Here is a 25,805-nt window from a genome sequence, read left to right on the forward strand (position 1 = left end):
GGGACGGACACCATGAGCCACGTAGCCCAGGGCAGGGGGCGGGGCGGCTTCATCGCCGGCTTCCTCTTCGCGCCCCTCGCGCTGTACCTGACCTTCGTCATCTGGCCGTACGTGCAGACGTTCGGTTACTCCTTCACCAACTGGAGCGGCCAGTCACCGACCTTCGACTTCGTCGGACTGGACAACTACGCGGCCCTGATGAAGGACGAGGTCTTCCGCGGCGCCCTGTGGCACAACCTGCTCCTCCTGGTGTTCGTCCCGACCGTCACCATCCTGCTCGCCCTCTTCTTCGCCTTCATGGTGAACGCGGGCGGGCGGGGCGGCGCCGGCGGGGTGCAGGGCGTGCGCGGGTCGGCCTTCTACAAGATCGTCTACTTCTTCCCGCAGGTCCTCTCCCTCGCCATCCTCGCGGTCCTCTTCGGAGCCGTGTACCGCAGCGACGGCGGCGGCCTCCTCAACGGGATCCTCACCCGGGCGGGCCTGGTCGACCCGCAGAAACCCGTCGAATGGCTCAACGAGCCCAAGTTCGTTCTCTGGTGCCTGCTGCTGGTGGTCGTCTGGCACGGGGTCGGCTTCTACCTCGTCCTCTTCTCCGCCGCCATGCAGTCCATCCCCAAGGACATCTACGAGGCGGCCCTGCTCGACGGCGCGGGGCGCGCACAGACCTTCTTCAAGGTCACGCTGCCGCTGCTGTGGGACTCCGTGCAGACCTCCGCGGTCTACCTGGGCATCGCCGCGATGGACATGTTCGTCCTGGTCTCGACGATGACCTCGGGCCAGTTCGGCGGCGGCCCCGACCACCACAGCGAGGTCATGGCGACGGTGCTGATGCGCAACTTCCTGTACTTCGGCAAGAGCGGCTACGCCTGCGCCATGGGCGTCGTCATGCTCGCCCTGACCATGATCCTTTCCCTCGTCACGCTGCGCGCCACCCGCCGCGAGCGCATCGAGTTCTGAGCGGGAGACACCATGACCACAGTCATCAAGGCACCGGGCGAGGCGGCAGCCGAGCGCGCCGGTGCCGGCCGGCCGGACGGCGGAGCCAAGCGCGGCTCCGACGGCATGGTCCTCAACGTCTTCTCCCACGGCTTCCTCGCCCTCTGGGCCGTGCTCATCGTCCTGCCCCTGATCTGGCTGGCCCTCGGCTCCTTCAAGACCGACGCTCAGATCGGCGGCTCGGCGCTGAGCTGGCCCGCGAACTGGCACCTCGACGCGTTCGGCCGGGCCTGGGACAAGGGCATCGGCGACTACTTCGCCCACACGCTCATCGTGATGGTGTTCTCGGTCCCGCTGACCATGCTGCTCGGCTCGATGGCGGCGTACGTACTGGCCCGCTACCCCTTCGCGGGGAACCGGTTCATCTACTACTTCTTCGTCAGCGGGGCGATGTTCCCCGTCTTCCTGGCGCTGGTCCCGCTGTTCTTCATGGTCAAGCGGTTCGACATGCTGAACACCTACCAGGGCCTGATCCTGGTGTACGTCGCCTACTCGATGCCGTTCACCGTCTTCTTCATGCACTCCTTCTTCCGGACGCTGCCGGCCGCGGTCCACGAGGCGGCGGTGATCGACGGGGCCTCCCACACCCGGATCTTCTTCCAGGTGATGGTGCCGATGGCCAAGCCCGGCCTGATCAGCGTCGGGATATTCAACATCCTCGGCCAGTGGAACCAGTACATCCTGCCGTCGGTCCTGATGCAGCCGCAGACGGGCGCCGATCCGGAGCGCTACCTGCTCACCCAGGGCCTGATCCAGCTCCAGCAGCAGCAGGGCTACGCCACCGACCTGCCGGTCCTCTTCGCCGGCGTGACCATCGCGATGATCCCGATGCTGGTGGTGTACCTCTCCTTCCAGCGCCAGATCCAGGCGGGCCTCACCTCCGCCACCCTCAAGTAGCACGCCGCGGCCGCCGCCGGGGGACGCCCGTCCCCCGGCGGCGGCCGCGCTCATCGGCGCCGCGGGCTCACAGCCAGGTGCCGAAGCGGCGGATGTACCAGGTCTTCACGAACTGCGTGAGCGTGCAGTACGCGAGGAGTACGCCGATCAGCCAGGGGAAGTAGCTCGCCGGCAGGGCCACGAAGCCCAGCGAGGGAGCCAGCGGGGAGAACGGCAGGTACAGCCCGGTCAGCACCGCCAGGACCGTCATCACCATCACCGGCCAGGAGGCGCGGGACTGGATGAAGGGGATCTTCCGGGTGCGGATCATGTGGACGATCAGGGTCTGCGAGAGCAGGCCCTCGATGAACCAGCCGGACTGGAAGAGCGACTGGCTCGCCTCGCTGTCCGCACCGAAGACGTTCCACATGATCAGGAACATCGAGATGTCGAAGACCGAGCTGACCGGGCCGATGGTGACCATGAACCGGCCGATGCCCTTGGCGTCCCAGTTGCGGGGCTTGCGCAGGTACTCCTCGTCCATCCGGTCCCACGGCGTCGCCAGCTGGGAGATGTCGTACACCAGGTTCTGCACCAGCAGCATGATCGCGAGCATCGGCTGGAACGGGATGAACGCGCTCGCCACCAGCACCGAGAAGACATTGCCGAAGTTCGACGACGCCGTCATCTTGATGTACTTGATCGTGTTGCCGAAGGTGGTCCGGCCCTGCACCACGCCCTGCTCCAGGACGGTCAGGTCCTTCTCCAGCAGGATGATGTCCGCCGACTCCTTCGCGATGTCCACGGCGGTGTCCACCGAGATGCCGACATCGGCGTCGCGCAGCGCGGCGGCGTCGTTGATGCCGTCGCCGAGGAAGCCGACGGTGTGCCCCTCCGCTTGCAGGACCCGTACGATCCGGGCCTTCTGGACCGGGTTGACCTTGGCGAAGACCGTCGTACGGGCGGCCAGCCGGCGCAGCGCCGGGTCGTCGAGGACGTCGATCTCGGTGCCGCTGACCACGTGTCCGACGTCGATGCCGACGTCCGCGCAGACCCGGGCGGCGACCAGTTCGTTGTCCCCGGTGACCACCTTCACCGCGATGCCCTTGTCGGCCAGGCCCCGCAGGGCCCGGGCGGCGTCGGCCTTCGGCGGGTCGAGGAAGGCGAGGAAGCCGACCAGGGTGAGCCCGCCCTCGTCCGCCACGGAGTAGGTGTCGCGCGGCGCGGTGACCGTACGGGTGGCGACGGCCAGCACCCGCAGGCCCCGCCGGTTGTTGTCCTCGGCGATCCGGGTGACGTGCCACCGCAGCCGCTCGGTCAGCTCCACCCGCTCCCCGCGGTCCCTCATGTGGGTGCACAGGGCGAGGACTTCCTCCACCGCGCCCTTGGTGATCATGATGTGTTCGGGCCGGCCTCCCGTGCCCGCCGCGCTCCTGCGGTCCAGGACCACGGACATCCGGCGCCGGGCGAAGTCGAAGGGGATCTCGTCGACCATCGAGAACCGTGCGTCGACGACAACCTCCTCGGCCTCGTCCACGCGGTCGAGGACCGCCTGGTCCATCAGGTTCCGCAGACCGGTCTGGAAGTGCGCGTTCAGGTACCCGTACTCCAGGACCTCGCCGTCGTCCTCGCCGTGCACGTCGAGGTAGCGGTCCAGGACGATCCGGTCCTCGGTGAGGGTGCCGGTCTTGTCCGTGCAGAGCACGTCCATCGCGCCGAGGTTCTGGATCGCGTTGAGCCGCTTGACGACCACCTTGTGCCGGGACATGGCGACCGCGCCGCGCGCCAGGTTGGCGGAGACCACCATCGGCAGCATCTCGGGGGTCAGTCCCACGGCGACGGCGACACCGAACAGGAAGGCCTCGTTCCAGTCGCCCTTGGTGAACCCGTTGATCATGAAGACGACGGGGACCATGACCAGCATGAAGCGGATCAGCAGGAAGCTGACCCGGCGCACGCCGGTGTCGAAGTTCGTCTGCGGGCGCTCGCCGACGAGCGAGCCGGCCATCGAACCGAAGTAGGTGTCGGAGCCGGTGGCGACGACGACTCCGGTGGCGGTCCCGGAGGTCACCGAGGTGCCCATCAGGACCAGGTTGTCGGCCTCGACCGGGTCCGTGGTCCCGTGCTGGCCGAGGTCCTCCGTACGGGTGTCCGCCTTGGCGACCGGCAACGACTCGCCGGACAGCGCGGCCTGGCTGACCATCAGGTCCTTGGCGGTCAGGATCCGCAGGTCGGCGGGGATCAGGTCACCCGCCGCCAGTTTGACCAGGTCGCCCGGGACGACCCGGTCCATCGCGACCTCGACGGTGGCCGGCGCCGAGCCGCCGCCGGCCCGGCGCCGCACCGAGCAGGTGGTGGTGACGAGCCGCTTCAGGGCGTCGGCCGCGCGGCCCGAGCGGAACTCCTGCCAGAAGCGCAGCAGCCCGCTGACCCCCACCATCACGGAGAGGATCACGACGCCGGGGTCGGAGGGGTCCTGCCACCACATGACGGCGGCGAGGAAGACCAGGACGGCGATGAAGGGGTTCGCGTACGCCTTCGCCAGCTGGGTCCACCAGCGCGGGGCGCGCTCGTGGGCGACGGTGTTCGCGCCGTGCCGCTCCAGGCGCAGCGTGGCCTCGGCGTGGCTGAGGCCGTCCCGGGTGACGGCCAGTTCCCGCAGGACCTCGGAGCCGGGTGCCGCGCTGTACCCGGCGAGCCGTTCGGCGGCGAGGCGGGTACGGGACTCCAGCTCGGCGGCCTTGCGCTCGCGGCGGATCCGGCCCGGCGGTGCGAGTTTCGTGGGGGTACGAGGGGTGAGCATGGTCATGACGAATACCTCCCTCCACGGTGTCCGGGCAGCGCGGAGCCGCGCGGTCACGTGGAGTGGTCATGGGTCGGCGCGAAAGCGGCACGCGGTGGCCGCGGGCTGCGCCGGTGGGCATGGAGACGCAGGTCCCGTCACGAGGTGCGGGACATGCGGAAGGAGTGGAAAAATGCACGGAGACAGCGGTGATCCGCGGCCGTGCGTACGGAGGTCAGCTGGTCAGCGCGGAGTACGGGCGCGGATCAGCGAACGAGAGCGCTGCAAAGACTTCGATCGGGACTCATCCCGAACACCTCCTTGCATAGCGCCGTCAGAACACGGCGCGGTCCGGCCGGAAAGGCCGCAGAGGACCGGCGCCTCAGCGACCGTAGCACGATCCAGGAGGTCCTTCTCTCCTCTTATGAGCGATAGAGGCCGATTCGTGCTGCGTCAGCCTCTTGACGTGTGGAGGCCCAAAGGCTCGACTTAAGGTTCACAAGTTGGAGAGACGCCGGGGTCTCGGAGCACCAAGCCGCGACGGCCGGCCGGGGGGCGACGGTCAGCCGTCGCTAATGGGCAGGAGTGGATGAGTCGTGCAGACTCCCGGATCGCAGTCCTCGCTGCATCGTGCGAATCTCGAACGGGTCGTACGCGCCGTGCGGCTCGCCGGGTCGCTGACCCAGGCGGAGATCGCCCGCGCCACCGGACTGTCGGCGGCCACGGTCTCCAACATCGTCCGCGAACTGAAGGAAGCCGGGACCGTCGAGGTCACCGACACCTCGGCCGGCGGGCGCCGGGCGCGCAGCGTCTCGCTCAGCGGGGACGCGGGCATCGTGATCGGGGTGGACTTCGGCCACACCCATCTGCGGGTGGCCGTCGGGAACCTCGCCCACCAGGTCCTCGCGGAGGAGTCCGAGCCGCTCGACGTGGACGCCTCCTGGGTGGACGGCTTCGACCGGGCGGAAGCCCTGGTCGGTCGGCTGATCCGGGGCATAGGGGTGGGCCGGGAGAAGGTCATCGGGGTCGGCCTCGGCGTCCCCGGCCCGATCGACGTCGAGTCCGGAACCCTGGGCTCGACCGCGATCCTGCCGGGCTGGGCCGGGATCAACCCCCGCCAGGAACTCTCGCAGCGCCTCGGCGTGCCCGTCTACGTCGACAACGACGCGAACCTCGGCGCGCTCGGCGAACTCGTCTGGGGGAGCGGCCGGGGGGTCAAGGACCTCGCGTACATCAAGGTGGCCAGCGGTGTCGGCGCGGGCCTGGTGATCAACGGCCAGATCTACCGGGGACCGGGCGGCACCGCCGGGGAGATCGGGCACATCACGCTGGACGAGTCGGGTCCGGTCTGCCGCTGCGGCAACCGCGGCTGCCTGGAGACCTTCGCCGCCGCGCGCTACGTCCTGCCGCTCCTCCAGGGCAGCCACGGGCCGGAGTTGACGATGGAGCGGGTGGTCGAGCTGGCCCGCGAGGGGGACCCCGGGTGCCGCCGGGTCATCGCGGACGTGGGCCGTCACGTCGGCAGCGGAGTGGCCAGCCTGTGCAACCTCTTGAACCCGAGCCGGGTGGTGCTGGGCGGCTCGCTGGCGGAGGCCGGTGAACTCGTCCTGGCCCCCATCCGTGAATCCGTGGGGAGGTACGCGATCCCGAGCGCGGCCCGTCAGTTGTCGGTACTGACGGGGTCTTTGGGCGGCCGCGCGGAGGTACTCGGAGCACTGGCCCTCGTACTCAGCGAAATGGGCGATTCGACGCTTTTGGCGGAAAATAGCAGTGGGGTGCGAGCTCCTGCCGTCATGTCTTCAGTTAGATAACGGATGGCACCGTTGTCATCTCGTTAAGGATTCACTCCTTGACGACAAACTTGCGGCCGGGGTTGACTCACATCCACCTCGGCCGCAACGTTGCGGCCTCGTCAGGGAGGTTCAAGTAATGAACACGCGTATGCGTAGAGCCGCCGTAGCCGTCGCCGCTGGTGCCATGGCCGTATCGCTCGCCGCTTGTGGCAGTGCGAAGGAGTCCGGCAGCGGCTCCAAGGAGTCCGGTGCCGCCAAGGGTGACGCGATCAAGGTCGGCCTCCTTCTTCCGGAGAACCAGACCGCGCGGTACGAGAAGTTCGACAAGCCGCTGATCGAGAAGAAGGTCGCCGACCTCACCGGCGGCAAGGGCGAGGTGATCTACGCCAACGCCAAGCAGGACGCGACCACGCAGAACTCCCAGGTCGACACGATGATCACCAACAAGGTGAACGTCCTCATCGTGGACGCGGTCGACTCCAAGGCCATCGCGGGCGCGGTCAAGAGGGCCAAGGACGCCGGCATCCCGGTCGTGGCCTACGACCGCCTGGCCGAGGGCCCGATCGACGCCTACACCTCCTTCGACAACGAAGAGGTCGGCAAGGTCCAGGGCAAGGCGCTCCTGGAGGCGCTCGGCGAGAAGGCCAAGGACGGCCAGATCGTCATGATGAACGGCTCGGTCACCGACCCGAACGCCAAGCTCTTCAAGTCCGGTGCGCACTCCGTCCTCGACGGCAAGGTGAACGTCGGCAAGGAGTACGACACGGTCGAGTGGAAGCCGGAGAACGCCAACACCAACATGGCGGGCGCCCTCTCCGCGCTCGGCAAGGACAAGGTCATCGGCGTCTACTCCGCGAACGACGGCATGGCGGGCGGCATCATCACCGCCCTCAAGGCCGCCGGCGTGAACCCCCTGCCGCCGGTCACCGGCCAGGACGCCGAACTCGCCGGTGTGCAGCGCATCGTCGCGGGCGAGCAGTTCATGAGCGTCTACAAGCCGTACGCGCCGGAGGCCACCGCCGCGGCCGAGATGGCCGTCGCCCTCGCCAAGGGCGAGAAGATCGACGACATCATCAACCAGAAGGTCGACAGCCCGACCGCCAAGGGCGTTCCGTCCGTGCTGATCCCGGTCGTCTCCCTGACCAAGGCCAACATCAAGGACACCGTCGTCAAGGACGGCGTCTACAAGGTCGAAGAGATCTGCACCGACAAGTACGCGGCCGCCTGCGCCACCCTCGGCCTGAAGTAAGGCCCCCCGAAGCAGGGCCCTCCCCTCGGTGAGGTGCCCCCGCGCCTGCCCGGCGCCCCGCCCTTTCTTCCCCGCCACCCGCGGGGCGCCGGGCAGAAACGATTCCCCTGCTTCTCCCGCTTGCTCCGTCAAGCCCCGCTCTTCCCCCCATTCGCCCCGCTCCTGCTCTTTTGCACGACATCCCCGCCGGTCAGGCGGCGAAGGAGATGGTTCATGTGTCCGCTGCGCCCGTGCTGGCGTTGCGAGGGGTCTCGAAGCGGTTCGGCGCCGTTCAGGCCCTGACCGACGTAGAACTCGAGGTCCACTCCGGTGAGGTGGTCGCCCTGGTCGGCGACAACGGCGCCGGCAAGTCCACGCTGGTCAAGACGATCGCCGGCGTGCACCCCATCGATGACGGCGTCATCGAGTGGCAGGGCCGCCCGGTCTCGATCACCAAGCCCCACGACGCCCAGAACCTGGGCATCGCGACGGTCTACCAGGACCTCGCGCTGTGCGACAACATCGATGTCGTCGGCAACCTCTTCCTCGGCCGCGAGCTCAAGCGCCGCGGTGTCCTCGACGAGGTGGAGATGGAGCGCCGCGCCCGCGAGCTCCTGACCACCCTGTCCATCCGGATCCCCAGCGTCCGGATCCCGATCGCCTCGCTCTCCGGCGGTCAGCGCCAGACCGTGGCGATCGCCCGCTCCATGCTGGGCGAGCCGCAGCTCGTCATCCTCGACGAGCCCACCGCCGCCCTCGGCGTCGAGCAGACCGCACAGGTGCTCGACCTCGTGGAGCGGCTGCGGGAGCGCGGCCACGCCGTCATCCTCATCAGCCACAACATGGCCGATGTGAAGGCCGTCGCCGACAAGGTGGCGGTCCTGCGGCTGGGCCGCAACAACGGCGTCTTCACCGTCGCCGACACCTCGCAGGAAGAGATCATCTCCGCCATCACCGGTGCCACGGAAAACGCCGTGACCCGCCGGGCGGCCCGTACCGGGGAGGCCCACAAGTGAGCACCCACATCGACCCGGTCAACCCGGCCGCCGCCCACGACGCGATCCCGGCCGTGGACCCGCGCCTGCTCGTGCGCGAGCAGGGTTTCTCCGGCTACCTGAACGAGTTCGGCCGCAAGATGAAGGCCGGTGACCTCGGCTCCATACCGGTCGTCATCGGTCTGGTCGTCATCTGGAGCATCTTCCAGGGGCTGAACTCGAACTTCCTCTCCCCGGAGAACCTCACCAACATCGCGATCACGATGGTCGCCACCGGCATGATCGCCGTCGGCATCATCTTCGTGCTGCTGCTCGGCGAGATCGACCTCTCGGTCGGCTCGGTCAGCGGAGTCTCCGGCGCGATCGTCGCCGTCCTCGCCGTCACCCACGGCGTGAACGAGTGGCTGGCCATCCTCGCCGCCGTCGCGGGCGGCGCCCTGATCGGCGCCATCCACGGCTTCTTCTTCGCCCGGATCGGCGCCCCGGCCTTCGCCGTCACCCTGTCGGGCCTGCTGTTCTGGTCCGGCGCGATGCTGCAGATCCTCGGCAGCAACGGCACGATCAACATCGACTCCGACGGTGTGGTCGGCAAGCTCACCACGTACTACTTCTCGGACGTGGCGGCCGGCTACGGCCTCGCGGCCGTCGCGGTGGTGGCGTACTTCCTCGCCTCCTTCTCCGACAGCAAGCGCCGCCAGGCGGCGGGCGTCCCCTCCCGCCCCCTCGGCGAGATCCTGCTGCGCACCGGCCTGCTCGCGCTGTTCACCTTCGGTCCCGCCGCGGTGTTCAACCAGTACAAGGGCCTGCCGCTCGCGGTCGTGCTGTTCGTGGTGGTGCTGGTCGGCACCGACTTCGTCCTGCGCCGTACCTCCTTCGGCCGGAACGTCTTCGCCCTCGGCGGCAGCGTCGAGGCCTCGCGCCGCGCCGGCATCAACGTCACCGGGATCCGGATCGCGGTCTTCTCGATCTCCGGCACCTTCGCCGCCATCGGCGGGCTCTTCTGGGCCTCCAAGATCGCGGCGGCCAACCAGAGCGCCGGCGCCGGCGACCTGCTGATGAACGTGATCGCGGCGGCCGTGATCGGCGGCACCAGCCTCTTCGGCGGCCGGGGCCGGACCTGGAACGCCCTCCTCGGCGTCATGGTCATCACCTCGATCCAGTACGGTCTGGCTCTGGAGGGAATCGCGACGCCGATCCAGTACATGATCACCGGTGCGGTGCTGCTGGCCACCGTGGTGATCGACTCGGTCACGCGCAAGACCCAGAAGACGGCCGGACGCGCCTGACGGCGCCCCGGCACGGTAAGACCGGTCACAGTGCCCGGCGCCACTTCGTGTGGCGCCGGGCACCTGTGCGTACATGTGTGCGCACAGCTGTGCGGGTATACGCCCGTTTGTGATGTGTGACCACGCGGCGGGGTGTACATGTATGACGAAGGTGTGACCCGTCAGGGACCGCCCGATGACCGCCGCCGCGGGCGGAACATTAGACTCGACAGACCAGCAAGCAACTGCAAGGAGGCACGGGTGCTGCTGACCCGCATCAAGGGACCGCGCGATCTGGACCGGCTCAGCCAGGAGGAGCTCAATCAGCTCGCCGCCGAGATCAGGTCCTTCCTCGTCGACGCCGTCTCCAAGACCGGCGGGCACCTGGGCCCCAACCTCGGGGTGGTCGAGCTGACGATCGCCCTGCACCGGGTCTTCGACTCGCCGAAGGACAAGGTCCTCTTCGACACCGGCCACCAGGCCTACGTCCACAAGCTCCTCACCGGCCGTCAGGACTTCGGCAACCTGCGCTCCAAGGGCGGCCTCTCGGGCTACCCCTCGCGCGCCGAGTCCGAGCACGACGTGATCGAGAACTCCCACGCCTCCACCGTGCTGGGCTGGGCCGACGGCCTGGCCAAGGCCAACGAGGTGCTGGGCCGCGAGGACCACCACGTCGCCGCCGTCATCGGCGACGGCGCGCTCACCGGCGGCATGGCCTGGGAGGCGCTGAACAACATCGCCGCCGCCAAGGACCGCCCCCTGGTGATCGTCGTCAACGACAACGAGCGCTCGTACGGCCCCACCATCGGCGGCCTCGCGAACCACCTGGCGACCCTGCGCACCACCGACGGGTACGAGCGGTTCCTGGCCCGGGGCAAGGAGATCCTGGAGCGCACCCCGGTCGTGGGCAAGCCGCTCTTCGAGACCCTGCACGGCGCCAAGAAGGGCCTCAAGGACTTCATCGCCCCGCAGGGCATGTTCGAGGACCTCGGCCTGAAGTACATCGGCCCCATCGACGGGCACGACATGGAGGCCCTGGAGTCCGCGCTCCAGCGCGCCAAGCGCTTCAGCGGCCCGGTCATCGTGCACTGCCTCACCCAGAAGGGCCGCGGCTACGAGCCGGCCGTCCAGGACGAGGCGGACCGCTTCCACGCGGTCGGCGTGATCCACCCGGACACCGGCCTGCCCGTCACCACCGACGCCGCCAGCTGGACCTCCGTCTTCGCCGACGAGATGGTCAGGCTCGGCAAGGAGCGCGAGGACATCGTCGCGATCACCGCGGCCATGCTCCAGCCCGTCGGCCTGAAGAAGTTCGCGGACGCCTTCCCGGACCGCATCTTCGACGTCGGTATCGCCGAGCAGCACGGCGCCACCTCGGCGGCGGGCCTGGCCACCGGCGGCGCCCACCCGGTCTTCGCGGTGTACGCGACCTTCCTCAACCGCGCCTTCGACCAGGTCCTGATGGACGTCGCCCTGCACAAGTGCGGGGTCACCTTCGTCCTGGACCGCGCCGGTGTCACCGGCACCGACGGGGCCTCGCACAACGGCATGTGGGACATGTCGATCATGCAGGTCGTCCCCGGCCTGCGGCTCGCCGCCCCGCGCGACGCCGAGCAGCTGCGCGCGCAGCTGCGCGAGGCCGTCCAGGTCAAGGACGCCCCGACCGTCGTGCGCTACTCCAAGGGCGTCGTCGGCCCGGCCGTGCCGGCCGTCGGCCGGATCGGCGGCATGGACGTACTGCGGGCCCCGGCCCCCGAGGTCACCCGTCCGGACGTACTGCTCGTCTCCGTCGGCGCGCTCGCCCCGATGTGCCTGGAGATCGCCGACCTGCTCGACAAGCAGGGCATCTCCACGACCGTGGTCGACCCCCGCTGGGTCAAGCCGGTGGACGAGGCCCTGGCCCCGCTCGCCGACCGCCACCGGGTCGTCGTCACCGTCGAGGACAACGGCCGTACCGGCGGCGTCGGCTCCGCCGTCTCGCAGGCCCTGCGCGACGCCGGGGTCGACGTACCGCTGCGCGACTTCGGCATTCCGCAGCGCTTCCTCGACCACGCCTCCCGCAAGGAGGTCATGGCCGAGATCGGCCTGACCGCGCCGGACATCGCCCGGCAGGTCACGGGCCTGGTCGCCAAGCTGGACGGCCGCTACGACAGCGAGCCGGCCGCCACCGTCGACTAGGACGGCTCGCCGCGGGCCGCTCCGGCGGCCCGGCGACCCTCCGTATAACGCCGCGCGGTTGCGGGTAACGGGCCGGGAGATCACTCTGGAGGAGTGGGCCTCCCGGCCCGTTCGTGTGCGTCGTCACCCGTCGGAGGTGCGTCGGTGAGCAAGGATATGAACAGTCCCTTCCGCACCAAGACGGTGGAGCAGTCCATCCGGGACACGGAGGAGCCGGAACACGCCCTCCGGAAGTCGCTCTCCGCCTGGGACCTGACGGTCTTCGGCGTCGGTGTGATCATCGGTACGGGCATCTTCGTCCTCACGGGCATCGCGGCGCGGAACAACGCCGGACCCGCCACCTCCCTGGCCTTCGTGGCGGCGGGCATCGTCTGCGCCCTCGCGGCGCTCTGCTACGCCGAGTTCGCGTCCACCGTCCCGGTGGCGGGCTCGGCCTACACCTTCGCGTACGCCTCGATCGGCGAGCTGCCCGCCTGGATCATCGGCTGGGACCTGGTGCTCGAATTCGCGCTCGGCACCGCCGTCGTCGCGGTCGGCTGGTCCGGGTACGTCCGCCACCTCATGCACACCAACCTGGGCTGGGACCTGCCCACCGCACTGTCCGGGCCCGATGCGGGAGGCAGCTTCGACCTGCTGGCCTTCCTGCTGGTCCTGGTGCTGACGGTGATCCTGGTCGTGGGGACGAAGCTCTCGGCCCGGATCACGGCGGTCGTGGTCGCCATCAAGGTCACCGTGGTGCTGCTGGTCATCATCGCCGGCCTGTTCTTCATCAAGGGCGACAACTACTCCCCGTTCGTCCCGCCGGCCCAGCCGCAGACCACCGGGGGCGGCTGGACGGCGCCCCTGGTCCAGCTGATGTTCGGGTACGAGCCCACCAACTTCGGCGTCATGGGCATCTTCACCGCGGCCTCCCTCGTCTTCTTCGCCTTCATCGGCTTCGACGTGGTGGCCACCGCGGCCGAGGAGACCAAGAACCCCCAGCGGGACATGCCGCGCGGCATCCTCGGCTCGCTGATCATCTGCACCGTGCTGTACGTCGCCGTGACGCTGGTGGTCACCGGCATGCAGAAGTACTCGGAGATGTCGGCCACCGCGCCGCTCGCCGAGGCCTTCAAATCCGTGAACCAGCCGTTCTTCGCCGGTGCCATCAGCCTCGGGGCGTCCGTCGGCCTGATCACCGTGTGCATGATCCTGCTGCTCGGCCAGACCCGCGTGTTCTTCGCGATGAGCCGTGACGGACTGCTGCCGCGCGTCTTCTCCGTCACCCACCCCAAGTACCGCACGCCCTACCGGGCCACCGTACTGCTCGGCGGGATCATCGCCGTCGTCGCGGGCTTCACCAGCCTGGAGAAGCTCGCGGAACTGGTGAACATCGGCACCCTGTTCGCCTTCGTGGTGGTCGCCCTCGGCGTGATGGTCCTGCGCAAGACCCGCCCCGACCTGCACCGGTCCTTCCGGACCCCGTGGGTGCCGGTGGTCCCGATCCTGTCGATCGCGGCCTCGCTCTGGCTGATGCTCAACCTGCCGGCCGAGACCTGGCTCCGGTTCGGCATCTGGATGCTCATCGGCTTCGTCGTCTACTTCTTGTACGGACGCCGCAACAGCCGCCTCGGCAAGGCCGGCGCGGACGCGGAGTTCTAGCGGCCCGGCGGCCCAGCGACCCCAGCGAGGTACGGACGCGGCCTCCCCCGTCAGCCGGTGGCGGGGGAGGTCTTCGCGCTCGCCGGGATCTTCTGATCGGTGCGCAGCGCCTCCCACAGCGCCCCCGCCTGCGGCTCCGCGACGATCACCCGGTTCGGGTCCACCTTGTCGTAGGCCACCGGCATCATGATGGTCTCCATCGTCGCCGGGTCCACGCCCTTCATGCTCCGCGCGAAGTCGGACAGCGCGGTGAGCGAGGCCAGGTCGGAGTCGGTGGTCAGCGACTTGGTGCCGGCGTCGGCGAGCTTGTACAGCCGCGCCGGGTTGCCGAGGGCGTCCTGCTTCTTCACCTCGGCCAGCATCGCCAGCATGAACCGCTGCTGGAGGCCTATCCGTCCGAGGTCGCTGCCGTCCCCGTAGCCGTAGCGCGTACGGACGAAGCGGAGCGAGTCGGTGCCGTTGAGCCGGTGGGTGCCCGCGTCCAGCTTGAGGCCGCCCTTGGCGCCGCTCATCGGCTTGTCCAGGGTGACGGTGACCCCGCCGAGCGCGTCCACCAGGCCCTTGAACCCGGCGAAGTCGACCTCGACGAAGTGGTCCACGCGGATCCCGGACAGCTGCTCCACGGTCTTGACCACGCAGGCGGGACCGGCCAGCGAGTAGACGGAGTTGAACATGACCCGGTTGGCGGTCGGCACCGTCCCGCCGTCCTTGTCCTTGCACTCGGGCCGGGTGATCAGGGTGTCGCGCGGGATGCTCACCGCGGTCGCCCTGGACCGGCCCTCGGGTATGTGCACGAGCATCGCCGTGTCGGAGCGGGCGCCGCTGACATCGCCGTGGTCGAGGTCCGCGTTGGCCCCGGCGCGCGAGTCCGAGCCGAGCACCAGGATGTTCTGGGCGTTGGCGACCACCTTCGGCGGCCGGTTGTCGACCCCGATCGCCTGGTCCAGGTCGACGCTGTCGATATTGCCGCTGAGGTGGCTGTACGCCCACCAGCCGGTCCCGCCGAACGCCAGGAGCAGGACCAGCGAGCCCAGCAGGATGCCGCGCCGTACGCGCTGCCCGCGGGTGCGGCGGCGCTCGGGCGCCGGCCCGGTGGGGTGGCCGGGGGCGGGGGTCTGGTCCGGCGTCGTGGCGTCCTGGCTCATCCTGCTGCGGGTCCTCACCTGTGGTGCCGACGTGGGGCGTTGCGTGGCGCTGACCGTGCACTATAGACAGTTGTTAATACTGGTGTACGACCCGAGGCCCACCTTTGTCACCGAATTCTTCGAACTAGAATCCGCATGACGTGGGGGACATGGCCACGACGAGTGCGGGAGGACGAGCTGATGAGGATCAGGCCGGGAGGTGCGGCGCGGCGCGAGGCGGCCCGGGGCACCGGAGAAACCGCCGGTGACCAGGCAGGACCGGCCCCGCGCAGGGCGCAGTCCGCGGTCGACGGGCGCTGGCTGATGCTCGGGCACGACGGCCGGCTGACGGCGTACGCCCGTACCCCGGACGGTCTGCTGCGCTGGACCGAGTCCAGCCCGGGCGGACCGCGGTGGGAGGGGCCGGTGTTCTTCCCCGCGCCTTCGATCACGAGCCTGGCCGTCGGCCAAGGGGCTGACGGTTTCGCGCACTTCGTCGGCCGGCGCACCGTACGCAAGAACGGCGCCGACGTCGTCGACGTCGCGCACGCGATCCAGTACCAGAGCGGCAGGCCGCTGAGCGAGTGGCATTCGCTGGGCAACCCGCGCCGGGACCCGGCGACGGGCACGCGGGTCGGCACCCCGGTCGTCGCGGTCGCCCCGGGCGGCTCCACGTACGTGTTCATGGAGAACGCCTCCGGCTCCCTGGCCGTGCGCCGGGAGTCCGCGGCGGGCAAGTGGCAGCCCTGGCAGGGCATCAAGGGCGAGGGCGTCCGGGACGGCATCGCCCCCGTGGCGCTGGAGTCCGGTCTGGTCGAGGTGCTGTCCCCGGCCGAGGGCGCGGCGCTCTACTGCCACCAGCCGAAGGCGGACACCGACCTGGTGAGCGGGGAGGACGTCCCGGTGGCCCCGGCCGGGCACAGCCTGGCCGGGCTGGAGACGGCGCCGGGCAGGGTCACGTACTACTGGACCGACGCGGCGACCCACGGCGTGCTCGCGCACCGCGCCGGCCGGGTGATCCCGCTCGGGGGCAGCGCCTCCGAGGGCCGGATCGCCGTCCTGCGGGCCGTGGTCGACGGGCTCGACCACACCGTGACGGCCCACCGGGCCACCGACGGCCAGGTCGTCGTGGGCATCTGCGTCACCGAGGACGAGAGCGCCGGCATGCACTGGTCGCCGACGGGCGAGCACAGCATCGCCGCGCCCGCCCTCGCCCTCGACCACCAGGGCCGGGTGGTCGTCGCCTTCCTCGACGCCGAGGGCGGCCTGCGCATCGCCCGCCAGACGGGCCGCGGCGGCTTCGCCCTGGCCCCGGCCGTCCGGGTCTGACCCCGGGCGCTCCCGCGGCCCCTGAGGGGCCGCGGGCGGGCAGCGGAAAGGCCCCGCACACCAGGTGTGCGGGGCCTTTCGCCGTCTTCTGCGGGGCCGCTCCGGCTATTAGGCCGGGACGCTCGCCACGCCCGGGGCGAGGAACTTCTTGCCGTTCACTCGCTCGGAGACGCCCTCGCGGTCCAGGTACGGCGTGATGCCGCCCAGGTGGAAGGGCCAGCCGGCGCCGGTGATGAGGCAGAGGTCGATGTCCTGGGCCTCGGCCACGACACCCTCCTCCAGCATCAGGCCGATCTCCTGCGCCACCGCGTCCAGGACGCGATCGCGGACCTGCTCCTCCGTCAGGACGGAGTCGCCCTGCACGAGGAGGGCGGCGACCTCGGGGTCCAGCTCCGGCTTGCCGGAATCGTAGACGTAGAAGCCGCGCTTGCCGGCCTTGACCACGGCGGCCAGGTTCGGCGAGACGGTGAAGCGCTCCGGGAAGGAGCGGTTCAGGGTCTCGGAGACGTGCAGACCGATCGCGGGTCCGACGAGCTCCAGGAGCACCAGCGGGGACATCGGCAGGCCGAGCGGCTCGATGGCCTTCTCCGCCGTGACGACCGGGGTGCCCTCGTCGATGACGTTCTGGATCTCGCCCATGAAGCGGGTCAGGATGCGGTTCACGACGAACGCCGGGGCGTCCTTGGTGAGGACCGCGGTCTTCTTCAGCTTCCTGGCGACACCGAAGGCCGTGGCCAGCGAGGCGTCGTCGGTCTGCTCACCGCGGACGATCTCCAGCAGGGGGAGGATCGCGACCGGGTTGAAGAAGTGGAAGCCGACCACGCGCTCCGGGTGCTGGAGCTTCGAGGCCATCTCGGAGACCGACAGCGAGGAGGTGTTGGTGGCGAGGATCGCGTGCGCCGGGGCGACCGCCTCGACCTCCGCGAACACCTTCTGCTTGACGGACATCTCCTCGAACACGGCCTCGATGATGAAGTCCGCGTCCGCGAAGCCCTCGGCCTTGTCGAGCACACCCGTCACCAGGGCGGTCAGGCGGTTGGCCTTGTCCTGGTTGATGCGGCCCTTGCCGAGCAGCTTCTGGATCTCGGCGTGGACGTAGCCCACGCCCTTGTCCACGCGCTCCTGGTCGATGTCGGTGAGGACCACCGGCACCTCCAGGCGACGCAGGAAGAGCAGCGCCAGCTGCGAGGCCATCAGGCCCGCGCCGACGACGCCGACCTTGGTGACCGGACGGGCCAGGGACTTGTCCGGGGCACCGGCCGGGCGCTTGGCGCGCTTCTGCACCAGGTTGAAGGCGTAGATGCCCGAGCGCAGCTCGCCGCCCATGATGAGGTCCGCGAGCGCGGTGTCCTCGGCGTCGAAGCCGGCCTGGAGGTCCCCGTCCTTGGCCGCGGCGATGATGTCCAGCGCGCGGTAGGCGGCCGGAGCGGCGCCGTGCACCTTGGAGTCCGCGATGAAGCGGCCCTTGGCGACGGCCGCGTCCCAGGCCTCGCCGCGCTCGACCTCGGCGCGGACGACCTCGGTGGTGCCGTTCAGGACGTTCGCGGTCCACAGGAGCGACTGCTCCAGGAAGTCCGCGCCTTCGAACAGCGCGTCGGCGATGCCGAGCTCGAAGACCTGCTTGCCCTTCAGCTGCCGGTTCTGGTTCAGCGAGTTCTCGATGATCACCGAGATCGCGCGCTCCGCGCCGATCAGGTTCGGGAGCAGGGCGCAGCCGCCCCAGCCCGGAACCAGGCCGAGGAAGACCTCGGGCAGCGAGAAGGCCGGGATGGCCTTCGAGACGGTGCGGTAGGTGCAGTGCAGACCGACCTCGACACCGCCGCCCATCGCCGCGCCGTTGTAGTACGCGAAGGTGGGGACGGACAGCGCGGCCAGGCGCTTGAAGACGTCGTGGCCGCCCTTGCCGATGGCGAGCGCCTCGTCGTGCTTCTTCAGCAGCTCGACGCCCTTGAGGTCGGCGCCGACCGCGAAGATGAACGGCTTGCCGGTGATGCCCGCGCCGACGATGGAGCCCGCGAGGGCCTCCTGCTCGACCTGGTCGATCGCCGCGTTCAGGTTGGCGAGGGACTGCGGGCCGAAGGTGGTCGGCTTGGTGTGGTCGAAGCCGTTGTCCAGCGTGACGAGCGCGAAGCGCCCGGCGCCGAAGGGCAGGTCCAGGTGGCGGACGTGCGCGGCGGTGACGACCTCGTCCGGGAACAGCTCGGCCGCGCCCTTCAGGAGCTCAGCGGTGGTGCTCACTTGGAGTCTCCCTCGGCGTTGAAGTTCGGGTTCTCCCAGATGACCGTGGCGCCCATGCCGAAGCCGACGCACATGGTGGTCAGGCCGTAGCGGACGTGCGGCTGCTCCTCGAACTGGCGGGCCAGCTGCGTCATCAGACGGACGCCGGAGGAGGCGAGCGGGTGGCCGAAGGCGATGGCGCCGCCGTACTGGTTCACCCGGGCGTCGTCATCGGCGATGCCGTAGTGCTCCAGGAAGGCGAGGACCTGGACCGCGAAGGCCTCGTTGATCTCGAACAGGCCGATGTCCTCGATGGACAGGCCGGCCTGGGCGAGGGCCTTCTCGGTGGCCGGGATCGGGCCGTAGCCCATGACCTCCGGCTCGACACCCGCGAAGGAGTACGAGACGAGGCGCATCTTGACCGGGAGGTTGTTCTCGCGGGCGAAGTCCTCGGAGGCGATGATCGCGGCGGTCGCACCGTCGTTGAGACCGGCGGCGTTGCCCGCGGTGACCTTGCCGTGGGTACGGAACGGGGTCTTCAGGCCGGCCAGGTTCTCCAGCGTGGTGCCCGGGCGCATCGGCTCGTCGGAGGTGACCAGGCCCCAGCCGGTCTCGCCGACGGCCTCGTTGGTGTTGCGCACCGAGATCGGGACCAGGTCCTGCTGGATCTTGCCGTCGGCGTACGCCTTGGCGGCCTTCTCCTGCGAGCGCACCGCGTACTCGTCGGTGCGGAGCTTGGTGATCGTCGGGTACCGGTCGTGCAGGTTCTCGGCGGTCATGCCCATGAACAGGGCGGACTCGTCGACCAGCTTCTCGGAGACGAAGCGCGGGTTCGGGTCGACGCCCTCGCCCATGGGGTGGCGGCCCATGTGCTCGACACCGCCGGCGAGGGCGACGTCGTACGCACCGAAGGCCACACCGCCCGCGACGGCGGTCACGGCGGTCAGCGCGCCGGCGCACATGCGGTCGATCGAGTAGCCCGGTACGGACTGCGGGAGGCCCGCGAGGATGCCGGCCGTGCGGCCCAGCGTGAGGCCCTGGTCGCCGATCTGCGTGGTCGCGGCGATGGCGACCTCGTCGATCTTCTTGGGGTCCAGGTCCGGGTTGCGGCGCAGCAGCTCCCGGATCGCCTTCACGACGAGGTCGTCGGCGCGGGTCTCGTGGTAGATGCCCTTCGGGCCCGCCTTGCCGAACGGGGTGCGGACGCCGTCGACGAAGACGACGTCCCTGACGGTACGAGGCACGTTGGCTCTCCTCCAGGTGCGGGTGTGCACTGCTGCGCGGGGGCGCGTTCGGCCGGTGTGGCTGAGCGCCCGCTCACCTGGCCCATGCTACTTGCGGGTAACCAATGTGCACACCCCCTCCCCGAGGAGCGGCGAACGTCACACCCCCGTGGGCGTACGCGCCGGGGCGGAGGTGAAGGACGCCGCCAGGGGGGCCGAGAGGCGGACGGTCTCCGCGACGAAGGCGCGGCGCCGGACACCGAGGTGGCGCAAGGCCGGGCCGTGGTCCACGGCGACCAGGGCGGCCGCCCCGGCCAGCAGGATCCGCCACCCGCCCGCCACCGCGCGGCGCGCCGGCGCCGGGAGCCCCGCGAAGCCCTCGCGCAGCCGCCGGCAGTGGAACGGAACGTGCCGCTCCTCGTCCGCCAGGATCCGCCCCGCCACCTCCGAGGCCAGCGGATCGGCGGCCCCGTCCCGCACCGCCCGGTAGTAGCGCAGGGCCACCACCTCCGCGACCATCAGCACCAGCAGCTCCATCCGCAGCCCCATCAGCCTGCGCAGCCGCACGAACACCGCGTCGCTCCAGTGCCCCGACAGGGTCCCCGAGCCCCCGGCCGCCAGCAGCAGCGCCAGCATCCGCGCATGGTTCTGCTCCTCGGCGACGAAGAGCCGGACCGCCCCGGCGTACACCGGATCCCCGGCCCGCTCCGCCTTCCCGATCAGCGCGGAGCCGTCCCCGTCCTCACCGACCTGGAACTTCCGAAGGCTCCGGACGAGCGCCGGGTCCAGCGCCGCGCCCAGGCTCCAGAGGGGATCGCCCACGGCGCCGCGGCGCTCCCGCTCGGCCTCGAACTCCCGTACCCACGTCTCGTACCTCCAATTGATCATGTTCAAAAACTACGCGAGGTTTGAGCATGTTCAAAAGGCGCTCGGGAGGGCTGTGACGGAACCGGGACAAGTCCCCGGTGCGACGCGGACGCGCGAAGAGCCCCCGGCCGTGATCGGACGGGGGCTCTTCGGGTGGAAAGGGGTGCCTCAGTCGGTCACGGCCAGGGCCTCGACCAGCGCCGGGGTCACCTGCTCGATCTGCCACGGGCGGGCGCCGTAGCCCGCCAGGGCCTCGGTCACCGAGCCCGCGTCGAGCCGCTGCGGGGGCTCCCAGCACAGCCGGCGGACCGTGTCCGGGGTGATCAGGTTCTCCTGGGGCAGGTTCAGCCCCTCGGCCAGCGCGGAGACGGCCGTGCGGGCCGCCGCCAGCCGGGCCGCGGCCGCCGGATCCTTGTCCGCCCAGGAACGCGGCGGCGGGGGACCGGCCGGGGTCGCCCCCGGCTGCGGCAGGGCGTTCTCGGGCAGGGCCTTCGCCCGCTCGACGGCCGCCATCCACTGCTCCAGCTGGCGCCGCCCCATCCGCTGCCCGTACCCGGGCAGGGCCGACAGGGCCTGCGCGTTCAGCGGCATCGCCAGCGCGGCCTCGACGATCGCGGCGTCACCCAGCACCTTGCCCGGTGATACGTCACGCCGCTGCGCGATCCGGTCCCGGGACTCCCACAGCTCCCGTACGACCGCCATCTGACGGCGCCGGCGCACCTTGTGCATGCCGGAGGTGCGGCGCCAGGGGTCCTTGCGCGGCGGGGCGGGCGGGGCGGCGGCGATGGCGTCGAACTCCTGGCGGGCCCATTCCAGCTTGCCCTGCCGGTCCAGCTCCTCCTCCAGCGCGTCGCGCAGGTCCACCAGGAGCTCCACGTCCAGGGCGGCGTAGCGCAGCCAGGGCTCGGGGAGCGGCCGGGTCGACCAGTCGACGGCGGAGTGGCCCTTCTCCAGTACGTAGCCCAGCACGCCCTCGACCATCGCGCCGAGGCCGACGCGGGGGAAGCCCGCGAGGCGGCCGGCGAGCTCGGTGTCGAACAGGGAGGTGGGCTCCATGCCTATTTCGCGCAGGCACGGCAGGTCCTGGGTGGCGGCGTGCAGGATCCACTCGGTGCCGGACAGGGCTTCGCCCAGCGAGGAGAGGTCGGGGCAGCCGACCGGGTCGATGAGCGCGGAACCCGCGCCCTCGCGCCGGAGCTGCACCAGGTAGGCGCGCTGGCCGTAGCGGTATCCGGAGGCCCGCTCGGCGTCGACGGCGACGGGCCCGGTGCCCGCGGCGAAGGCCGCGACCACCTCGGCGAGCGCCTCGGCGTCGGCGACGACCGGGGGGATCCCCTCACGGGGTTCGAGCAGGGGTACGGGCAGCCCATCGGACGAAACCTTGTCGTCCGGGGGGCCGCCCCCGGTGGTGGTGCGCAGGTCTGCTGCGGTCTCTTGGGCGTCGGTCACCGGTCAAGGGTATCCGTGGATACGGGGCGCCCGTCGCCGGAACGTTCCGGCGACGGGCGCGAGATGGAAGTGCGGACGTTTCCCCGAGTTCCCCGGACGTTCTCCGAGGGGGCTCGGGCGGGGGTCAGTGGATGATCCCCGTCCGCAGGGCGACGGCGACCATTCCGGCCCGGTCGCCGGTGCCCAGCTTGCGGGCGATCCGGGCGAGGTGGGACTTGACGGTCAGGGCGGACAGGCCCATCGAGACGCCGATGGCCTTGTTGGACTGGCCCTCCGCGACGAGGCGCAGGACCTCGACCTCGCGGCCGGAGAGCTCCCGGTAGCCGCCCGGGTGGCTCGGGGCACCCGGGGGGCGGCGGTGCATACGGGCGGCGGCGGCGCCGATGGGGGCGGCGCCGGGCCGGGTGGGGAGCCCGATGTTGGTCCGCGTGCCGGTGACGACGTAGCCCTTCACTCCGCCCGCGAGGGCGTTGCGTACGGCGCCGATGTCATCGGCGGCGGAGAGGGCCAGGCCGTTCGGCCAGCCCGCCGCCCGGGTCTCGGAGAGCAGGGTGAGACCGGAACCGTCGGGCAGGTGCACGTCGGCCACGCAGATGTCGCGCGGGCTGCCGACGCGGGGGCGGGCCTCCGCGATGGACGACGCCTCGATCACGTCACGTACTCCGAGGGCCCACAGATGGCGGGTCACGGTGGAACGGACGCGCGGGTCGGCCACGACGACCATGGCCGTCGGCTTGTTCGGGCGGTAGGCGACCAGGCTTGCGGGCTGCTCGAGAAGAACGGACACCTAGGCCTCCTGGGGGAGTGGCGGGACGGCCGGCTGGGGGAAGGAAGCCGGTGCGAACCGTGCGGATGGTCACTGACTCCTTCGGCACGTCACCCGCCCGGCTTTAGGGAATGATCACGATTTGGTGAGTAACAATTCGGGCAATTCGGACGCACGATCGATCATCGGGTGATCAGAAGCCGCCGCGGAAGCCGCGATCTGGCACCCGGATGGGGGCCGGATCGGTCGTGACGTGCGCGAAGGCGCGCGGGGCGCCGCCCGTTCGGGTGGCCGTCCACGGGTGCCGCCGCGGCCGCTCGTACGGGTGGCGGCCGCTCCCGCCGCTCTTACGGGTGGTGCGGCCCGCGGCGCTGCGGCAGCGTGACCACGCCCGTGCCCGCGTCCGTCGGCCCCGCCGGCGGCAGCCCCGCGATCTGGCACAGCAGCTCGCACCACGCCGACAGGTGCGCCGAGGTGTCCGGGACCCCGCCCGCCCCCTCGCGCGGCGTCCACGAGGCCCTGATCTCGATCTGGGTGGCCGGCCGGCGCTCCGCCAGCCCGCCGAAGTAGTGCGAGCTCGCCATGGTCACGGTCCCGCTCGGTTCCCCGTACCCGAGCCCGCGCGCGTCCAGCGCCCCGGTCAGCCAGGACCAGCACACCTCGGGGAGCAGCGGGTCCGCGGCCATCTCCGGCTCCAGCTCCGCCCGTACGAGCGTCACCAGCCGGAAGGTGCCGTGCCAGGCGTCGTGCCCGGCGGGGTTGTGGAGCAGGATGAGCCGGCCGTCGGCGAGATCGTCCTCCCCGTCCACGACCGTGGCCTCCAGGGCGTACGCGTGCGGGGCGAGTCTCTGGGGCGGTTTGGTGGCGTCGACCTCGATCCCAGGACGCAGCCGCGCCTTCCTCAAGCCGTCGACCGCCCGCCGGAACGGGAGCGGGACGGAGCTCTCCTCCGCGCTGTCCATACCGTCAGCGCCATCTGAAAATCGTCCCTGAGCCGCAGCCATGCGGGGAAGACTAGGCGGTATGTGCGGCCGTACGGCGCAGGGACACCCGCGCCGGGCCGGGCACTTCTTCATACGTGCGAAGATTTGGCGCGTGAGCGCCAACGACCGCCCCCAGGGCACGCCGAGTCAGACGTACGATTCCGCCTTCCTGAAGGCGTGCCGCCGCGAGCCGGTCCCGCACACCCCGGTGTGGTTCATGCGGCAGGCCGGGCGCTCCCTCCCCGAGTACCGCAAGCTGCGCGAGGGCACGCAGATGCTGGAATCCTGCATGCGGCCCGACCTGGTCACGGAGATCACACTGCAGCCCGTGCGCCGCCACGACGTGGACGCGGCGATCTTCTTCTCCGACATCGTGGTCCCGCTGAAGGCCATCGGCGTCGACCTGGACATCAAGCCGGGCATCGGCCCGGTCGTCGCCCGGCCGATCCGCAGCCGCGCGGACCTCGCACAGCTGCGCGACCTCACCCCGGAGGACGTCTCGTACGTCACCGAGGCGATCGGCATGCTCACGGGTGAACTGGGCTCCACGCCGTTGATCGGGTTCGCGGGCGCGCCCTTCACCCTCGCGAGCTACCTGGTCGAGGGCGGCCCCTCCAAGAACCACGAGCACACCAAGGCCCTGATGTACGGGGACCCGGAGCTGTGGGCCGACCTCCTCGACCGCCTCGCGGAGATCACCTCCGCCTTCCTGAAGGTCCAGATCGAGGCCGGCGCCTCCGCCGTCCAGCTCTTCGACTCCTGGGTCGGCGCGCTCGCCCCGGCGGACTACCGCCGCTCGGTGATGCCCGCGTCCGCGAAGGTCCTGGAGTCCGTCGCCTCCTACGGCGTCCCGCGGATCCACTTCGGCGTGGGCACCGGCGAGCTGCTCGGCCTGATGGGCGAGGCCGGCGCGGACGTCATGGGCGTCGACTACCGGGTCTCGCTGGACGAGGCCGTCCGCCGCGTCGGCCCCGGCAAGGCGCTCCAGGGCAACCTCGACCCCGCCGTGCTCTTCTCCACCCCGCAGGCCGTCGAGGCCAAGACGGACGAGGTCCTCGCGGCCGCCGCCGGCCTGGAGGGCCACGTCTTCAACCTGGGCCACGGCGTGCTCCCCACCACGGACCCCGACGCCCTGACCCGTCTGGTGGACTACGTCCACACCCGCACCGCCCGCTGAGCCCACGGGCCGCGCACCCGTTCACGGGCTGCGCGGCCACCACGGCGCGGCCGGCCGGTCACTTCCGCCAGAACAGGTGGTGCGTCACCCCGCTCGGGCTGGGAACGACCTCCAGGTGGAACCGGTCGCGCAGCTCGTCGGGGGACTCCCACAGCCGTAGCCCGGAGCCGAGCTCCACCGGCGAGACCGCCACGTGCAGGGTGTCGACGAGGCCGGCGTCGAGGAACTGCCGGATGGTGCTCACCCCGCCGCCGAGCCGGACGTCCTTGCCCCGGGCCGCCTCCCGGGCCCGCGCGAGGACCGTGGCCGGGTCGGCGTCGACGAAGTGGAAGGTCGTGTCGGCGAGCGTGAAGGACGGGCGTTCGTGGTGGGTCAGCACGAACACCGGGGTGTGGAACGGCGGCTCGTCACCCCACCAGCCCTGCCAGTCGTGGTCCTTCCAGGGCCCGCGCTGGGGCCCGAACTTGTTGCGGCCCATGATCTCGGCGCCGATGTTGCGGGCGTAGTCCCGCGTGAGGTAGTCGTCCAGGCCCCGGCTGCCGCCGGGGGCGGTGCGCATGGGCCAGCTCGCCGTGGCGCCGGCCCAGGCGAACAGCCGCTCGGGCTCGACGTGACCGAAGGGCCGTTCGAGGGTCTGGTCCTCCCCGGCGCCGATGCCGTCACGGGAGACGTTGAAGTTCTGGACTCGCAGTAGCTGGGCCACGCCGTTCCTCCTGGGGTGGGTGACAACGGTGCTGAGACTCTCCGGGCCGCGCAAACTCATCGGAAGCTACCGCTCGCGGGGACCGGACGCGCGGCATGGGCGCGGGGCGCGGGGGTGGCGCGCGGGGGCGGCCGCCGTTGCGGTTCTGCCGGGGGCGGCACAGCCTGGAGTCTGAGTCAGGCAGCGGCTACGGAAGGACGGACCGCAGTATGG

At 70.6% G+C, this 25,805-nt stretch carries 19 protein-coding genes; 10 read left to right on the top strand and 9 right to left on the bottom strand.

Features of this window, described 5'->3' with window-relative positions; translation table 11 throughout:
• Positions 1-12 precede the first annotated feature (12 nt).
• Positions 13-957 (top strand): carbohydrate ABC transporter permease, encoded by a 945-nt coding sequence (locus IE248_RS06580; protein WP_190030158.1) that lies wholly within the window; start codon positions 13-15, stop codon positions 955-957.
• A gap of 12 nt (positions 958-969) precedes the next feature.
• A complete protein-coding gene (locus IE248_RS06585) occupies positions 970-1,893 on the top strand; it encodes a carbohydrate ABC transporter permease (RefSeq protein WP_190030159.1) in 924 nt (307 codons plus the stop codon).
• Between the two features lie 67 nt (positions 1,894-1,960).
• On the opposite strand, the gene mgtA is transcribed toward IE248_RS06585, so the two are convergent.
• The gene (mgtA, locus tag IE248_RS06590; RefSeq protein WP_190030160.1) at positions 1,961-4,681 is read right to left on the bottom strand and encodes a magnesium-translocating P-type ATPase; all 2,721 of its coding nucleotides are present in this window, start codon (positions 4,679-4,681) and stop codon (positions 1,961-1,963) included.
• 569 nt (positions 4,682-5,250) lie between these two features.
• Here mgtA and IE248_RS06595 point away from each other — a divergent pair.
• The 6 genes from IE248_RS06595 (at position 5,251) to IE248_RS06620 (ending at position 13,754) form a co-directional block, all read left to right on the top strand.
• Complete coding sequence (locus tag IE248_RS06595; RefSeq protein ID WP_073796544.1) at positions 5,251-6,465, top strand: ROK family transcriptional regulator; 1,215 nt, start codon at positions 5,251-5,253, stop codon at positions 6,463-6,465.
• 118 nt (positions 6,466-6,583) lie between these two features.
• On the top strand, positions 6,584-7,696 hold the full coding sequence (locus IE248_RS06600; RefSeq protein ID WP_190030161.1) for a sugar ABC transporter substrate-binding protein: 1,113 nt from the start codon (positions 6,584-6,586) through the stop codon (positions 7,694-7,696).
• Between the two features lie 206 nt (positions 7,697-7,902).
• On the top strand, positions 7,903-8,691 hold the full coding sequence (locus IE248_RS06605; RefSeq protein ID WP_037794522.1) for an ATP-binding cassette domain-containing protein: 789 nt from the start codon (positions 7,903-7,905) through the stop codon (positions 8,689-8,691).
• Positions 8,688-9,956 carry a sugar ABC transporter permease gene (locus IE248_RS06610; protein ID WP_008742908.1) on the top strand — a complete coding sequence of 423 codons (1,269 nt, stop codon included), beginning with the start codon at positions 8,688-8,690 and terminating at the stop codon, positions 9,954-9,956. Before IE248_RS06605 ends, IE248_RS06610 begins: the two co-directional genes overlap by 4 nt.
• A 240-nt stretch (positions 9,957-10,196) precedes the next feature.
• The gene (dxs, locus tag IE248_RS06615; RefSeq protein WP_008742909.1) at positions 10,197-12,113 is read left to right on the top strand and encodes a 1-deoxy-D-xylulose-5-phosphate synthase; all 1,917 of its coding nucleotides are present in this window, start codon (positions 10,197-10,199) and stop codon (positions 12,111-12,113) included.
• Positions 12,114-12,269: 156 nt separating this feature from the next.
• Complete coding sequence (locus tag IE248_RS06620) at positions 12,270-13,754, top strand: amino acid permease (RefSeq protein ID WP_100580490.1); 1,485 nt, start codon at positions 12,270-12,272, stop codon at positions 13,752-13,754.
• Between the two features lie 50 nt (positions 13,755-13,804).
• Here IE248_RS06620 and IE248_RS06625 read toward each other — a convergent pair whose 3' ends face one another.
• Positions 13,805-14,899: an LCP family protein gene (locus IE248_RS06625; RefSeq protein ID WP_190030162.1), complete on the bottom strand. Its 1,095-nt coding sequence runs from the start codon at positions 14,897-14,899 to the stop codon at positions 13,805-13,807.
• Between the two features lie 180 nt (positions 14,900-15,079).
• Here IE248_RS06625 and IE248_RS06630 point away from each other — a divergent pair, with 180 nt between their 5' ends.
• A complete protein-coding gene (locus tag IE248_RS06630) occupies positions 15,080-16,207 on the top strand; it encodes a PLL family lectin (protein WP_073796591.1) in 1,128 nt (375 codons plus the stop codon).
• A 108-nt stretch (positions 16,208-16,315) separates the two neighbouring features.
• Here IE248_RS06630 and IE248_RS06635 read toward each other — a convergent pair whose 3' ends face one another.
• The 6 genes from IE248_RS06635 to IE248_RS06660 form a co-directional block, all read right to left on the bottom strand.
• Entirely contained in the window at positions 16,316-18,445 is a 2,130-nt protein-coding gene (locus IE248_RS06635; protein ID WP_073796542.1) for a 3-hydroxyacyl-CoA dehydrogenase NAD-binding domain-containing protein, read from the bottom strand.
• The gene (locus IE248_RS06640; protein WP_008742914.1) at positions 18,442-19,668 is read right to left on the bottom strand and encodes a thiolase family protein; all 1,227 of its coding nucleotides are present in this window, start codon (positions 19,666-19,668) and stop codon (positions 18,442-18,444) included. The genes IE248_RS06635 and IE248_RS06640 overlap by 4 nt, the downstream gene beginning before the upstream one ends.
• 138 nt (positions 19,669-19,806) lie before the next feature.
• A complete protein-coding gene (locus IE248_RS06645) occupies positions 19,807-20,535 on the bottom strand; it encodes a ferritin-like domain-containing protein (RefSeq protein WP_100580488.1) in 729 nt (242 codons plus the stop codon).
• Positions 20,536-20,682: 147 nt separating this feature from the next.
• Complete coding sequence (locus IE248_RS06650; protein WP_073796540.1) at positions 20,683-21,963, bottom strand: HRDC domain-containing protein; 1,281 nt, start codon at positions 21,961-21,963, stop codon at positions 20,683-20,685.
• 124 nt (positions 21,964-22,087) lie between these two features.
• Positions 22,088-22,750: a helix-turn-helix transcriptional regulator gene (locus IE248_RS06655; protein ID WP_007267191.1), complete on the bottom strand. Its 663-nt coding sequence runs from the start codon at positions 22,748-22,750 to the stop codon at positions 22,088-22,090.
• Positions 22,751-23,076: 326 nt separating this feature from the next.
• On the bottom strand, positions 23,077-23,733 hold the full coding sequence (locus IE248_RS06660) for a DUF3000 domain-containing protein (RefSeq protein WP_037798298.1): 657 nt from the start codon (positions 23,731-23,733) through the stop codon (positions 23,077-23,079).
• 91 nt (positions 23,734-23,824) lie between these two features.
• Between IE248_RS06660 and hemE the strand changes: the two genes are divergently transcribed.
• Positions 23,825-24,889, top strand: coding sequence for a uroporphyrinogen decarboxylase (hemE, locus tag IE248_RS06665; protein ID WP_037798299.1), 1,065 nt, complete (start codon positions 23,825-23,827; stop codon positions 24,887-24,889).
• A 58-nt stretch (positions 24,890-24,947) separates the two neighbouring features.
• Here the strand turns inward: hemE and IE248_RS06670 are convergent, their stop codons facing one another.
• Positions 24,948-25,592, bottom strand: a complete 645-nt coding sequence (locus IE248_RS06670; RefSeq protein WP_073796538.1) for a dihydrofolate reductase family protein — start codon at positions 25,590-25,592, stop codon at positions 24,948-24,950.
• Between the last annotated feature and the right edge of the window lie 213 nt (positions 25,593-25,805).

The sequence above is a fragment of the Streptomyces goshikiensis genome, assembly GCF_014650555.1.
GTDB lineage: Bacteria > Actinomycetota > Actinomycetes > Streptomycetales > Streptomycetaceae > Streptomyces > Streptomyces goshikiensis.

Coding starts and splice junctions, on each gene's coding strand:
- IE248_RS06580 (WP_190030158.1), top strand. CDS start 13: ATGAGCCACGTAGCCCAGGGCAGGGGGCGGGGCGGCTTCATCGCCGGC.
- IE248_RS06585 (WP_190030159.1), top strand. CDS start 970: ATGACCACAGTCATCAAGGCACCGGGCGAGGCGGCAGCCGAGCGCGCC.
- mgtA (WP_190030160.1), bottom strand. CDS start 4,681: ATGACCATGCTCACCCCTCGTACCCCCACGAAACTCGCACCGCCGGGC.
- IE248_RS06600 (WP_190030161.1), top strand. CDS start 6,584: ATGAACACGCGTATGCGTAGAGCCGCCGTAGCCGTCGCCGCTGGTGCC.
- IE248_RS06605 (WP_037794522.1), top strand. CDS start 7,903: ATGGTTCATGTGTCCGCTGCGCCCGTGCTGGCGTTGCGAGGGGTCTCG.
- IE248_RS06620 (WP_100580490.1), top strand. CDS start 12,270: ATGAACAGTCCCTTCCGCACCAAGACGGTGGAGCAGTCCATCCGGGAC.
- IE248_RS06625 (WP_190030162.1), bottom strand. CDS start 14,899: ATGAGCCAGGACGCCACGACGCCGGACCAGACCCCCGCCCCCGGCCAC.
- IE248_RS06630 (WP_073796591.1), top strand. CDS start 15,080: ATGAGGATCAGGCCGGGAGGTGCGGCGCGGCGCGAGGCGGCCCGGGGC.
- IE248_RS06645 (WP_100580488.1), bottom strand. CDS start 20,535: ATGATCAATTGGAGGTACGAGACGTGGGTACGGGAGTTCGAGGCCGAG.
- IE248_RS06660 (WP_037798298.1), bottom strand. CDS start 23,733: ATGGCTGCGGCTCAGGGACGATTTTCAGATGGCGCTGACGGTATGGAC.